The organism is Methanolobus sp. ZRKC4 (assembly GCF_045291305.1).
Classification (GTDB): Archaea; Halobacteriota; Methanosarcinia; order Methanosarcinales; family Methanosarcinaceae; genus Methanolobus.
The window spans coordinates 2385133-2398311 of record NZ_CP146983.1 but is presented as its reverse complement, the minus strand read 5'-3'; the positions used below and the strand labels follow the sequence as shown (position 1 = coordinate 2398311).

General features: G+C 42.0%; 11 protein-coding genes and 1 pseudogene. 7 read left to right on the top strand and 5 right to left on the bottom strand.

Features of this window, described 5'->3' with window-relative positions:
- Position 1: 1 nt before the first annotated feature.
- Both V7O67_RS11755 and V7O67_RS11750 read left to right on the top strand, forming a co-directional pair.
- A pseudogene (locus V7O67_RS11755) lies at positions 2 to 489 on the top strand (methyl-coenzyme M reductase subunit alpha); the annotation flags it as partial.
- A 186-nt stretch (positions 490 to 675) separates the two neighbouring features.
- A complete protein-coding gene (locus V7O67_RS11750; protein ID WP_406670059.1) occupies positions 676 to 2727 on the top strand; it encodes a hydantoinase/oxoprolinase N-terminal domain-containing protein in 2052 nt (683 codons plus the stop codon).
- Between the two features lie 33 nt (positions 2728 to 2760).
- Here V7O67_RS11750 and aroA read toward each other — a convergent pair whose 3' ends face one another.
- Positions 2761 to 4038 carry a 3-phosphoshikimate 1-carboxyvinyltransferase gene (gene aroA / locus V7O67_RS11745; RefSeq protein ID WP_406670058.1) on the bottom strand — a complete coding sequence of 426 codons (1278 nt, stop codon included), beginning with the start codon at positions 4036 to 4038 and terminating at the stop codon, positions 2761 to 2763.
- A 313-nt stretch (positions 4039 to 4351) separates the two neighbouring features.
- Here aroA and V7O67_RS11740 point away from each other — a divergent pair, with 313 nt between their 5' ends.
- The gene (locus tag V7O67_RS11740; RefSeq protein ID WP_406670057.1) at positions 4352 to 4792 is read left to right on the top strand and encodes a DUF488 family protein; all 441 of its coding nucleotides are present in this window, start codon (positions 4352 to 4354) and stop codon (positions 4790 to 4792) included.
- Positions 4793 to 4794: 2 nt separating this feature from the next.
- On the opposite strand, the gene htpX is transcribed toward V7O67_RS11740, so the two are convergent.
- Positions 4795 to 5649 carry a zinc metalloprotease HtpX gene (gene htpX / locus V7O67_RS11735; protein ID WP_406657828.1) on the bottom strand — a complete coding sequence of 285 codons (855 nt, stop codon included), beginning with the start codon at positions 5647 to 5649 and terminating at the stop codon, positions 4795 to 4797.
- Positions 5650 to 6040: 391 nt separating this feature from the next.
- On the opposite strand from htpX, the gene V7O67_RS11730 reads away from it, so the two are divergent.
- A complete protein-coding gene (locus V7O67_RS11730; protein WP_342304664.1) occupies positions 6041 to 8077 on the top strand; it encodes a hydantoinase/oxoprolinase family protein in 2037 nt (678 codons plus the stop codon).
- 211 nt (positions 8078 to 8288) lie between these two features.
- Here V7O67_RS11730 and V7O67_RS11725 read toward each other — a convergent pair whose 3' ends face one another.
- From V7O67_RS11725 to V7O67_RS11715, 3 genes are all read right to left on the bottom strand, one after another.
- Positions 8289 to 8555: a hypothetical protein gene (locus V7O67_RS11725; protein ID WP_342304665.1), complete on the bottom strand. Its 267-nt coding sequence runs from the start codon at positions 8553 to 8555 to the stop codon at positions 8289 to 8291.
- Positions 8556 to 8596: 41 nt separating this feature from the next.
- Positions 8597 to 10054 carry a hypothetical protein gene (locus V7O67_RS11720; RefSeq protein ID WP_342304666.1) on the bottom strand — a complete coding sequence of 486 codons (1458 nt, stop codon included), beginning with the start codon at positions 10052 to 10054 and terminating at the stop codon, positions 8597 to 8599.
- Between the two features lie 122 nt (positions 10055 to 10176).
- Positions 10177 to 10497, bottom strand: coding sequence for a hypothetical protein (locus V7O67_RS11715; RefSeq protein WP_342304667.1), 321 nt, complete (start codon positions 10495 to 10497; stop codon positions 10177 to 10179).
- 337 nt (positions 10498 to 10834) lie between these two features.
- Here V7O67_RS11715 and V7O67_RS11710 point away from each other — a divergent pair, with 337 nt between their 5' ends.
- From V7O67_RS11710 to V7O67_RS11700, 3 genes are all read left to right on the top strand, one after another.
- The gene (locus V7O67_RS11710; protein WP_406670056.1) at positions 10835 to 11596 is read left to right on the top strand and encodes a helix-turn-helix transcriptional regulator; all 762 of its coding nucleotides are present in this window, start codon (positions 10835 to 10837) and stop codon (positions 11594 to 11596) included.
- A 65-nt stretch (positions 11597 to 11661) separates the two neighbouring features.
- The gene (locus V7O67_RS11705; RefSeq protein WP_406670055.1) at positions 11662 to 12174 is read left to right on the top strand and encodes an amino acid-binding protein; all 513 of its coding nucleotides are present in this window, start codon (positions 11662 to 11664) and stop codon (positions 12172 to 12174) included.
- Complete coding sequence (locus V7O67_RS11700) at positions 12174 to 13169, top strand: homoserine dehydrogenase (protein ID WP_342304670.1); 996 nt, start codon at positions 12174 to 12176, stop codon at positions 13167 to 13169. The genes V7O67_RS11705 and V7O67_RS11700 overlap by 1 nt, the downstream gene beginning before the upstream one ends.
- Positions 13170 to 13179: the final 10 nt, after the last annotated feature.

The window sequence follows — 13179 nt, the reverse complement described above, 5'->3', positions numbered from 1 at the left end:
CGAGAAGTACCCAACAATCCTCGAAGATTACTTTGGTGGATCTCAGAGAGCAACAAGTCTTTCCGCAGCAGCAGGTTCCGCTGTTTCAATCGCAACAGGAAACGGAAACGCTGGTCTTTCCGGATGGTATCTCTTAATGTACCTGCACAAGGAAGACTCGTTTTCTTCGGATTCGATCTGCAGGATCAGTGTGGTGCAACCAACGTTCTCTCATACCAGTCCGACGAAGGTATGGCTCTTGAACTGCGTGGACCAAACTATCCAAACTACGCAATGAATGTAGGTCACCAGGGTGGTTACTCCGCAATCACTTCCGCTGCACACGCAGGACGTGGAGATGCATTCGCAGTCAACCCACTCATCAAGGTCTGTTTCGCAGACGACCTCCTGCCATTTGACTTCTCCCAGCCAAGGAAGGAGTTCGGCAGAGGTGCTCTCAAAGAGTTCGAGCCTGCTGGTGAGAGATCACTCATCATCCCAGCAAAATAATTTTAAAACAAGTGTAGGCTTTATGCCTACTACTTTTTTTTTATTCAGTACATAATTTCGTTCTCATTTCTGTTTTAACTCCATTTATTGCCTGACCTAGCGGATAATGCTTAAATATTGCAAAGCCATTCGTTTTTACATTATCAATTATTATCTTTGATCTCTGTTTTTAAGGAGTGAACCGATATGCAATATAGTCTGGGAATCGATGCTGGTGGAACGTTTACAGATGCGGTTATAGTCCAGGATTCGGATGGTACAATCGTAGAGTCTACAAAGGTGCTTACCACCTATCCCGACCCAATCGGTGGTATCAAGAAGGCCATCGATGAGCTGGATCCTGAATGTGTCAAAGACGTAAAACTGGTCTCTGTATCAACAACACTTTCAACAAATACAATACTGGAAGATACGGGTTTTCCTGTTGGTGTTGTATTGGTGGGTGACTACGTCATTCCCGAAGAAGGGTTTCCGGCAAAGTACTACGTCCGTCTGAATGGTGGTCACACGAGTAATGGGGAGGAAGCTGCTCCTCTTGATGAGGAGGGTGTAAGAAGATTTGCCCGGGAAACTAGGGACCAAGTCGCAGCATTTGCAGTCTCCTCTTTTTTCAGCAACAGGAATTCCGAACATGAACTCCGCGTAAAGCAGATTATAAAAGAACTTACCGGGTTGCCTGTTGTTTGCGGTCATGAGCTTTCGCAGGAGGTAGGTGCATATGATCGTTCTATCACTGCTTACCTGAATGCCCAGCTCTTGCCTATCACGCACAGGTTCATCAAGTCCATTATGCAGGATATCAATTCCCGCGGAATAGGTGCCAATCTTCTAATGCTCAAATGTGACGGTTCAGTAGTAGGAATACAGGAAGCTCTCAGAAAACCAATTGAATCCATATTCTCAGGACCTGCAGGAAGCCTTGTAGGAGCTTCATTCCTTGCAGAAAAAGGAACTTGTGCCGTTATAGATGTGGGAGGAACCAGCACGGATGTCTCAGTAATCTACAATGGTGTTCCCGAAATGAGTGATGCGGGAGCCGTCGTAGGTGGCTGGCAGACCAGAGTCAAGGCCATTAGAATGGAAACATCTGCAATGGGAGGAGACAGCCATATATGGGTCAAAGCTAAAAAAATCAGCATCGGACCCAGAAGAGTCATACCACTTTGCCGTGCTGCTGTCTTGTACGCCGGTTTCCTCGACAGGCTCAAGGAATCTAAATCACCTTCCAGAAAACTTCTTTGCGAAAACATACAGGCAACAAAGTTCTTTGTGCGCACGGGCCTTAAACCTCTTGAACTCACAAGGACTGAGGAAGAGATATATGATACTATTCAGGGAAACCCTCTTTCTTATGTAGATCTATTCCAACGACTGAAAAAACAGCCAAGTGTCAGAGCACTGGATAATCTGATACAGAAGCGCCTTGTCCAGGCTATAGGTTTTACACCCACAGATGCATTGCATGTGCTTGGTGACTTCCGTAGATGGGATGTCGAAGCTTCTATAATAGGGGCTGAACGACTTGCCAAGCAGTTAAGGACCAGCAAGGAAGAATTTTCAATAATGGTAAAACGGCAGGTTGCAAGGAACATGGCAAAAGACCTTGTTTCATATCTGGTCACAGGTATACAGGACTCGGTTATTAACCAGATGCTATCCGGTGAGAATTTCACTCGCTTTAAGGTGGAAACTCCTGTTGTGCTTCTGGGTGGTCCTGTTGTTGCTTTCAAGGAAGAAATGGAAAAACTAATTGATGCTAATATAATGCTTCCCGAACATTCAAGTGTCGGTAATGCCGTAGGGGCACTTGTGGGCAAGGGTATCAAGCGTACTGAAATATTGATAAAAAGAGATTTTGCGCCGATAACTGGTGAAAATGCTACCGATGAGGAGCTCAAAAACGCAAAAGAGGTTGTCAGATACTTTGTTTTTTCACCAGGGGGAAGGGCCATATTCCCGCAGTATATGGATGCTTATGAATTTGCCCGTAACAGCGGTAAGAAAATAATAATGGATTATATGAAGGCAGCAGGTTACTCAAAAGATGAGGTAAACATTGAGGTGACTAAAAAGGACCTTATGACCAGAGAAGGCGAAGAACCGGTTGAAAGTAAGGTAATTGTAGTTGGAATTGGCACATCCCGGTTGGTTGTGGAAAAAGACGTTATTCCTGATTATATGAGAAAGAAGGCAACCAGCTCCAGGAGAGCTGCAGAACATTCATATTCAGGAAAATAAAAGGGAAGTTATCTTCCCAATTTTTTATTTTTATTAGAAAGGAGTTATCTGTGCTCCAAGAGCCATCATTTCTTCAAAGAAGTTCGGATAGGATATTTCCACCGATTCGATGGTATCTATGGTAGTGTTTCCTGCTACCATACCTGCTATGGTGAGCGCCATTACTATCCTGTGGTCGTGCCATCCATGCAGGTCTGCGCCTCTTAGTGTTCCGCCGATAATTGTGAGCTGGTCAGGATATTCTTTGACTTCGATTCCCATCTTGGTAAGTTCGAGTGCCATTGCATGTAGCCTGTCTGTCTCCTTATAGCGTACATGCTCCGCATTTTCTATCACAGTTACGCCTTTTGCACATGCTGCCAGGACGGCGATTGTAGGTACAAGATCGGGGGTTGCACCGGCATCAAATGTAGTTCCCGTAAGGCCGTTACCTGTAACTCTTATGACTCCTTTTACTTTGTCCCACGATATATCCGCACCCATGCGCTTGAGTACTTCGATAATCTCTATATCTCCCTGCTTTGAAGGGAACATGTTTTTAACAAGAACAGTAGAACCTGTGATTGCAGCAGCAGCCAGAACATAGGAAGCTGAAGAGAAGTCGCCCGGAACCGTATACTCTTTCAGGTCATATTTCTGGTTTGCAGGAATAATGAACTTTATATTATTCGTTTCCTCGATAAGTATCTCACAGCCTGCTTTTTCAAGCAATTCTGTTGTAACATCTACATAGGGTCTTGATTTCATTTCCCCTTTGATAGATAGTGTAGTGCTTTTTGTTGTAAGAGGGCATGCGATAAGCAGTGCAGAGATAAATTGGGAACTGATAGACCCGTCTATCATTGTTATGGCTCCCTTTAATCCACCACGCACAACAAGAGGGGCGCATCCATTGCCACGAGTTGAATATGCTTCGACACTAAGTTTGTTCAATACGTCAAGCAGCGGTTGATTTGGCCTGTTTCTTATTGAGCTGTCACCTGTAAGCACCGTCACTCCATTGGTAAGTGCTGAAACTGCTGTCATGAACCTCAAAGTAGTTCCTGAGTTTGCGACATCTATGACATCATTGGGGACAAAGGGCTTACTATTAACTCCGGTTACATGGAGTTTATCTTCTGTTTTTTCAATAGTTGCTCCTAATGCCTCACATGCACGTATTGTTGCAAGGGTATCAGCTGAGAGAAGGGGCCGATGAATCACACATTCATCCGACAGGGCGGCAATCGTGATTGCCCGGTGTGTATAACTTTTAGACGGTGGTGCAAATACTTCACCATTGATCTTTGAAGTGCTGACAGATACTTTCATTTTATCCTCTTAGTCTACAAATTTGAATAAGTATGATGGTTTGATATTTTCAGATGCCATTCCAAATATGCATCAAAAAGGAATATCACATTTTAGTTTCAACAAAACCAATATAAATATTTTCCTTATATTAAAATGCATGGACAAAATAGCCTTTCTTAGTGATATTCTTATCGATGAGCAGGAACAATTTTCATGTTTTGTGGAGTGTGCAAGTTCGTAAGGTTCATATCTGGCATAAGTCATAAATCCCGTATCAACATTTAAATAAAAAAATAACACTTCACCTATTACATAAATGATGGTGCAAAGAATGAAGTGCTATACGGTAGGATATGGAAATCGTCAGGTCAATGATTTTATTGGCATACTTATTGAGAATAAGGTTACTTATCTTGTGGATATACGAAGATACCCACAGTCTACGTTTAAGGACTACGACAAGGAATCACTGGAGTCGATTCTCCCAAAGAATGGAATCATGTATTCTCATTTTGAAGGTGTTGGGGGAATGCGTGATTCCACTTATGCTGAATATATGGAAACAGACTCTTTTAAAAGCAGCTTTGAAAAGCTCATGAACCTTATCAGGAAAGTAAATGAAGAGGGCGGCAGGGTGATATTAATGTGCGCTGAAAAAAACCCGAAAGGATGTCACAGGCATTATCTCTCGAATAAACTTGAAGAAAATAATGTAGAGGTTATCCACTTGGTCGAACCAGGGCAGATGAGCCTCTTTAACTTTTACGATTGATCTTACATTGCACGAAGGCGCTTAATGCGTTCCTCTGTAGCAGGATGAGTTCTGAACAGACTCATCAGTGTGCTTCCTTTCAAAGGATTCACAATGAACATGTGTGCAGTGTTTTCGGATGCCTGTACATCTCCTCTTCTTTCCCTGTAGTTTGAGGAGCCATATTCAAGCTTTTCAAGTGCACTTGCAAGAGCCCATGGTTTTTGAGATATACGTGCTCCTTCTGCATCAGCTGAAAACTCTCTGGACCTTGAGATTGCAAGCTGAATAATGGTGGCTGCAAGAGGTGCCAGTACTGCGAGTGCAATAAAGCCAACGATATTGTTGCCTTCACCATCCCTTCCGCCGATGCCTCCGAAGATAGCTGCCCATCGGGCCCATGCGGCAAGCATCGTGATGACACCTGCTATAGTTGCGGCAATTGCACTGATAAGTGTGTCACGATTCTTAACGTGTGCAAGCTCATGTGCAAGCACGCCTTCCAGCTCTTCTGCTGTCAGCAGGTTAAGTATCCCGGTTGTTGCAGCAACGGCTGCGTGTTGTGGGTCCCTGCCGGTTGCAAATGCATTTGGCATGGATGTGTTAACGATGTATACTTTTGGCATGGGAAGATTTGCACGCATTGCAAGCTTCTGCACGGTGTCATACAACTGAGGATGTTCGGCAGATGTTACTTCCTGGGCACGGTACATCTTGAGTACTATCTTATCACTGTACCAGTAGCTACCAAAGTTCATGATAATTGCAAACAAAAAGGCAATTATCATACCTAGCTTTCCTCCAACAGAGCCTCCTACCAAAACAAGTAGACCTGTAAGAGATGCCAGTAATATTGTGGTTTTTAACATATTCCCCATTATTTACCTCGTAGATATGATATCATTTCTAAGTGCAAACAGGTTGTTTGTTCTTCTATAAAAGTGTATCTGTAAATTAGTTTTCCAGTTATATAAACGACAAAACCTATAGCCTGCAAATCCAATTCAATTGCATTACTATTATAATTATTGCTCTTATGTATGTGTATGGGGTTCGAATTGGCTTATATGGTTGGTGTTTGTAGAGAATCAAACAGTTCGTACGTGATGAGCTTATTTTTGCTAGATATTATGCCAGACTTAGTGTTGGTCATACGATTAACGGCGAAGATTTTCAGATTAAATTGGTAATGCTTAAATAGTGCAAAACCGTTTTTTATCTGCACTTTATATATTAAAATTGATTATTTTTCCAAGGAGTGAACTAAAAATGCAATACAGTCTTGGCATTGATGCCGGAGGAACCTTTACAGACGGGGTTATTATCCGTGATTCGGATGGTGTGATACTGGATGCTGCTAAAATGCTTACTACCTATCCGGACCCTATAGGTGGAATTAAAAAAGTAATTGATTCTCTAAATCAGGATTATGTTGAAAATGTAAAACTGGTCTCAGTTTCAACCACTCTTTCTACCAATACCATACTGGAAGATACTGGTTTTCCAGTAGGTGTGATTCTGGTTGGTGATTATGTGATTCCTGATGAGGGTTTTCCTGCTAAATATTATGTTAGACTTAGTGGTGGTCATACAAGTAATGGTGAAGAAGCTGCTCCTCTTGACGAAGAGGGAGTTAAGCGATTTGCCCTTGAGGTAAAGGATCAGGTTGCAGCATTTTCTACGTCTGCATTTTTCAGCAACCGTAATTCGGAACATGAACTCCGCGTCAAACAGATAATTCGCGAGACTACAGGGCTGCCTGTTGTATGCGGACATGAGCTTTCCCAGGAAGTTGGAGCCTATGACAGGGCTATTACCGCGTACCTTAATGCTCAGTTATTGCCAATCACACATAAGTTCATCCAATCCATTATGAAGGACATCAAGTCAAGGAATATTGATGCCAATCTTCTCATGCTCAAATGTGATGGTTCTGTAGTAGGTATGGAGGAAGCACTGGAGCGTCCCATCGAATCAATATTTTCCGGACCAGCGGCAAGTCTTGTAGGTGCTGGTTTCCTTACAAAATTCCCCACATGTGCAATGGTGGATGTGGGTGGAACCAGTACGGACGTTGCTCTCATCAGGGGTGGTGTCCCGGAAATTAGTGACCAAGGAGCTATTGTAGGTGGATGGAAGACCATGGTAAAGGCTATTAAAATGGAAACCTCTGCTACAGGTGGTGACAGCCATGTATGGGCCCAGGATCAAAAGTTCCACGTAGGACCTAGAAGGGTGATTCCCCTTTGTCGTGCTGCAGTTGAGTATCCTGGTTTTCTTGAAAAACTTCAGACAACTAAATCTCCTTCCAGAACGCTTCTTTGCGAAAATATTCAGCCAACTAAATTCTTTGTACGCACAGATGTCCGTTCTATTGAACTTACAAAGATGGAAGAAGAGGTATATGATGTTATTCAGGGAATTCCTCTTTCTTATGTAGATATTTTCCAGCGCCTGAAGAAACAGCCAAATGTCCGTGCTATTGATGGCCTTATAAAGAAACGTTTGATACAATCTATAGGTTTCACTCCAACTGATGCTCTGCATGTACTTGGAGATTTCAGGCAATGGGAAACGGAAGCATCCATAATAGGCGCTGAGAAACTTGGCAAACTGACAAGGACTAAGAAGGAAGAACTCTGCAGCATGGTAAAAAGACAAGTTGCAAAGAACATGGCATATGATCTTATTTCTTACCTTATAAAAGGCATTCCGGAATCAGTTGTTGAGGATATACTCTCCGGGGAGAATTTCACTCGTTTTAAGGTAGAGACTCCTGTTGTACTGCTTGGTGGTCCTGTTGTTGCGTATAAAGAGGAAATGGAACAACTGATAGATGCTGATATAGTTGTTCCGGAGCATGCTAATGTAGGTAATGCAGTAGGTTCTCTTGTGGGCAAAGGTATCAAGCGTGTTGAAATACTTATCAAGAGGGATTTTAATCCTGTAGTAGGGATAAACGTTGAAGATGTAGAAATGAAGGGTCCCAAAGAGGATATCCTCAATTACTTCGTGTTCTCACCAGAAGGCAGGTCCATATTCTACCAGTATATGGATGCTTATGAGTTTGCCAGGAACACCGGTGAAAAAATCATAATGAATTACATGAGGGCAGCAGGTTACTTAGAAGGAGAAGTAGATATAGAAGTAACTAAAAAGGATATTGTAGTCAGGGAAGGTGAGAAACCGGTTGAGTCTAAGATTATCGTGGTTGGGGTCGGTACATCCAATTTGGTCGTGGAAAAAAACATAATTCCTGATTATATGGGTAAAAAGGCTCTTAAACAGGGTATAAAAAGGTCTTAAGGACAGGCTTTGTAGAAGTCCTGCTTTGAACAATAAATATAACCTTGGCATTATCTGTCAAGGTTATAATATAATTAAATATTTGTGCATCACTAAAATAAGAATTAGGTGTTCTACAGAGTCTAAAAACGAAACTACCCATTCAGGGATACGTGAAATTTGAGCAGAATGTAAAAAAAGTCAAAACAAAAAAAACATGAATGCCAGGCATTCATATTTCTTCGAGAACAATATCTTCTTCAAGATCGATTTCGTCAATAAGTGCTTCAAGCTCTGCCAGTTCAGCTTCAAGAGCCTGTATCTCGGTGTCTGTGATACCCACCATTTCTTCACTGAGTAGCTCGTCTGCAACACTTATTTCGGGTTCAGTATCATTAGTTACTGTCTCTTCTTCAGTAATACTTTTATCAGCACACCCTGACATTACAACACCGCAGAGAAGGACAGCGATGATGACGATATTTCTTAGTTTTACCATTTTCATTCAACTCCTATATCGTTTCTCATTCATTCCTACTCTCAGACAGTGTTTTCATTTTCATCCGATGAATCATCTTCATTGTCATCATCTGAAGAATCATCATCCTGTTCGTCATCTGGGGAATCATCATCTTCTTCGTTGTCTGATGAATCGTCATCGACTTCGTTGTCTGAAGAATCATCATCCTGTTCGTCATCTGAGTCATCGTCTACGTAGCGGCTTGCCCAGTCGCCGGATTCTCTTTCAACTTCATAGGTACCATCGCCTGCAAGTACTGCAGTACCTGTTCCTTCGGCAGTAAGTTCAATGTTGTCTCCACGAATCATTACTGTAAGACGGCTTCCTTCAATGAACACATCGCCTGTGACATTATGGTAGACAAATGCACGGTTGTTGTCTGTACTGTTGCCATTATCAATGTTGGATGACTCATATTCATCTTCATCAATATCGATTGTTGCATTCCCTGCCATATCTTTTATGACAAGTGTTGCATTGGTCGATATGGTGCTAATAGAAAGATTGCCAGAAAGGACTGTAGTTCCATCACCTTCTGCAGTGAGCTCGCCACTTCCACTGAGTACTACTACTCCTTCTCTCTGCTCTTTAAGCTCTTTGAGCATGTTCCGGAGTAGGCCATTTGCGTCCTTGATATCTTTTCCTGCCTGCACAATATACCTGTTAGCCTCACGGACATTCTCACCGTTGCTGCCGTTTCCATTTCTATATGTATTTCTTGCATGCTCCTGGTTTTCCTTCGCATCATCCATGAGCTCCTGGTACTTGGCGAGCATTTCTTCAAGTTCTTCTGCATCCTCTCCATTTTCTTTCATGGTAGTGATCTCATTCTCAAGACGTAGTATAAGAGCATCAGATGCTTTTACAACTTCACTGATCTTGTTGTCGATGACCTTTCCTGAAGTAACTATGCGGTTCTTGCGGGAATCATTCCATATATTCCTGATGTTCTTTGCAGAATCTGCAAGTTCAGCTCTGGTGGTTGCAGCTTCTACATTGTCTCTTTCTTCTTCCAGTTCCTCGATGTATTCTTCGTTAACAAGGAATGAAAGCATATAATCGATAGAACTGGTCAGATATGTCTTGGTAGCTTCAATAGCTTCTTCAGAATTCAGGTTTGGATTCTTAGATTTTATACTGGCAAAATTGTTTTTTGCTTCAAGGTATCCATCTCTTGTGTCCTTAACTTCCTGAACTCTGTTTATTACTTTATTTGCGGCCATTTTTCTTGTCGCATCAGGGGCATTTACCATATCATGATCTCTGTCATGGTCCTGAACACCCGAAGGTTCATTATCATCTTCTGTTTCATCAGATTGTTCATCAGAACTATCGTTGTCCTGAACTTTTTTCTCTGACATTCCATTATCGCTGCTCTGTCCATTATCAGACGCTGCAAGTGCTCCTGCCGAAAAGATGCTTAGCAGCATGAGTACTACAGTTAGGTATGCAAATATTCTCAATCCTTGTTTTTTCATTCGATAACCCTCCACTCCTCTTGTTGAATTTTTATGTATTTTAGATGGTATTTTAAATGTTTATATATAATAAAAAGTTCCGGCTATATTAGCCGGAATTTCATAATTTATTCATTTACGGTTTAGATCTGGCATGAACCATCTCTCTTTGGTCCATCTCCGTCACAGTCTCTGTCATTCTGGGAACCGCTACCATCACATTCTCTATCATAATTGCCTTCACAGTTGCTGCCATCGCAATATCCGTTACTGACACCGGCTTCTCCAGTTGCAACATCGCCAGCATTGAAACCTGTTCTTGTCTGCGTTCTTAGTGCTTCATCAGGTACACCAGTACAGTCCTGGTCTCTGTCCCTTTGCTGATCTGCTGCCATGGCAGTCACTGTAAATAAACTTACCAGCATAATTGCTACAGCAACTAATGTAAATGTTCTTATTTTCATAATCAATATTCTCCCGTTTTTTTTCTTTTATTTTGTAAGTGAAAGCCAAGCACAAATTTGGTGGTTGATATGCCCGGAAGCAATAACTTGGTGGTGTGCTTTAACTTACACTTGTAATTCTTAGATTCGCAGAGCCGGATATAATCATACTTTACTTTACGGGAACTTTACGTATGCTTCATTGTGTAAAAAAGCCTTAAAACAGTTTATTTTACTTGATAAAACTTTATCTTTCTTCAGATTCCTGCTCGAAGTAACTATTATATGTGTGTACTTGCTAAATATACATCCTGTGATTTACAAAAAAATGATTCTGCTTTGCCTAATCGCAACCGTGATGCTTGCGGGTGTCCAGTTTTCAACTGCTGCAGAGATGGCAACCATTCATGGTGCGGTATATGAGTGGAACTCATTTGATCCTCTGGAAGATGTCATTGTCGAGGTGAACTCAACTCCTCCCCAATCAATGCTTGCAAAATATGGGATATATTCCTTTAATCTGGAACCTGGGGATTACCTTATATCAGCCAGTTTTTATGGTGGAAACAATCTGGTGGCATATACTGAAGAGGAAATAACCATCACCGGTGATGGGGACTACGTGATGGATCTGCTCCTGCTTCCTGTATATTATGATGCACCATTTAATGGGACTGAGTTTTCTGAGCTTGATGAAATTGCTAATTTATCAGATGCTAATGATAGAGAAACCAATCCATTTTCCCTGAGTATTATACTTATTCTTATTTTCATTGCTGTGTTATCTGTTGGGGGATATTATTTTGTAAAACAACGCAGTGTAACCTCTATATCTGAGGATGACAGTCATCATATTTCTCATGATAATTTTGGTTCAATAATTCCCGACGATAAATGGCAGGAGTTACCTGATGATCTAAGAGAGGTTATAGACCTCATTGCAAAGAATGAAGGTCGAATTACCCAGAAGGAATTGCGTACAAAGGTAAAACACTCCGAGGCAAAGGTGAGCCTCATGGTATCGGATCTTGAGAACCGTGGTATTGTTCAGAAATTTAAAAAAGGCCGTGGAAACGTTATAATTCTTGTTGGATCGGAACAACCAAACCAAAATGTATAACTGTATCTAATGAGTATGGGTAGGAAAGTTACTGAATTTAGTTAAATCTATACACGAGGGTATACATGCGAGTTTCAATGGATCTTGAGTTAAAAGATATCCCCGGCCAATTACTTCTTGCACTAAAACCAATTTCCGATTTTAAGGGTAATCTGATCTCCGTGGTACATCACCACGAAAAGAAAACCCCTCGCGGTACAATTCCCGTGCAGGTAGTGTTTGAGGTAAAGTCCGACCACCTTGAGAAGCTGATAGCAGACCTTGAGGAGAGAGGTGTCCGTGTTGTTAGCATGGACGAGAAGCGCTATCTTGAACATGGTGCTGTCATACTGATAGGTCATATCGTTCACACGGATATACAGGATACTATCGATCAAATCGATAGCACAGGATATGCCGAGGTAGTTGACCTTAACCTGTCGATGCCAAAAATCAACATGGCTTCGTCAGCTTCCCTGAAAATAGATGCAGTAAGCAAAGAGCATCTTGCATCCGCTATTGAGCTTCTGAAGGAAATTGCAAAAAAGAAAGATCTTCTGGTCATTGAACCTATTAATAGTGAATTGGGGGCAATTTAATGAAAACAATTCGTGTTTCTATTATAGGCTTTGGTGCAGTGGGTCAGGGTGTTGCAAAGGTCATTCTTGATAAACAAGAGTATCTTGAAAGTATTGGAATTGATTTTAAAGTTGTTGCGATCGCAGACTCAAGAGCAGCTGCTATTGATACAGATGGGGTAGACCTTGCTGCCGTTATCTCCAGAAAGAACACAGAAAGTACAGTTGGTGCTGAAAAGCTTACCGGACTTGAGATTATAGAGAGTATTGACCACGAGCTTGTTGTGGAAACAACTCCCACCAATATAGTAACTGGTGGTGTCGGTCTTGAGAACATGCTTATGGCGTTCAAACACAGAAGGAATCTGGTCACCTCAAACAAAGGTCCCCTTGCGATGCAATACGGCAAGCTTATGGAAGCTGCCAATGCCGTTGGTTCCAAATTCCTGTTCGAAGCGACTGTAGGTGGTGCAATGCCTGTATTGAATCTTGCAAGAGATGTGCTGGCAGGTAATAGGATCACCAATGTTGAAGGTATATTCAACGGTACCTGTAATTACATCCTCACCCGTATGATGGAGGAGCATGCTCCGTATGAGCAGATGCTTGCAGAGGCGCAGGAGCTTGGGTATGCTGAAACCGATCCGACATATGATGTGGAGGGTATTGATACTGTCTGCAAAATGGTCATACTTGCAAATTGCATATTCGGAATGAATGCAACTCATGAGGATGTCACAGTCACAGGCATAACGAAGATTACACCTGAAGCACTGTTGCTGGCTCATAATGATGGTTATGTTATCAAACTAATAGGAGAGGTCAACGACAGCAGGATAAATGTGGCTCCTAAACTGGTGCCAATAGATCACCCACTGGCAGTTGGTGGTTCTCTTAATGTTGCATCCGTGCAAACTGACCTTTCCGGCCCCATCACTGTAACAGGGCGTGGAGCAGGTTCCATTGAAACAGCGAGTGCGATTCTGAGTGACATGATATCCATTTACAGGGACTGAAATTCGATAT

Coding starts and splice junctions, on each gene's coding strand:
- V7O67_RS11730 (WP_342304664.1), top strand. CDS start 6,041: ATGCAATACAGTCTTGGCATTGATGCCGGAGGAACCTTTACAGACGGG.
- htpX (WP_406657828.1), bottom strand. CDS start 5,649: ATGGGGAATATGTTAAAAACCACAATATTACTGGCATCTCTTACAGGT.
- V7O67_RS11705 (WP_406670055.1), top strand. CDS start 11,662: ATGCGAGTTTCAATGGATCTTGAGTTAAAAGATATCCCCGGCCAATTA.
- V7O67_RS11700 (WP_342304670.1), top strand. CDS start 12,174: ATGAAAACAATTCGTGTTTCTATTATAGGCTTTGGTGCAGTGGGTCAG.
- V7O67_RS11715 (WP_342304667.1), bottom strand. CDS start 10,497: ATGAAAATAAGAACATTTACATTAGTTGCTGTAGCAATTATGCTGGTA.
- V7O67_RS11720 (WP_342304666.1), bottom strand. CDS start 10,054: ATGAAAAAACAAGGATTGAGAATATTTGCATACCTAACTGTAGTACTC.
- V7O67_RS11740 (WP_406670057.1), top strand. CDS start 4,352: ATGAAGTGCTATACGGTAGGATATGGAAATCGTCAGGTCAATGATTTT.
- aroA (WP_406670058.1), bottom strand. CDS start 4,038: ATGAAAGTATCTGTCAGCACTTCAAAGATCAATGGTGAAGTATTTGCA.
- V7O67_RS11725 (WP_342304665.1), bottom strand. CDS start 8,555: ATGGTAAAACTAAGAAATATCGTCATCATCGCTGTCCTTCTCTGCGGT.
- V7O67_RS11750 (WP_406670059.1), top strand. CDS start 676: ATGCAATATAGTCTGGGAATCGATGCTGGTGGAACGTTTACAGATGCG.
- V7O67_RS11710 (WP_406670056.1), top strand. CDS start 10,835: ATGCTTGCGGGTGTCCAGTTTTCAACTGCTGCAGAGATGGCAACCATT.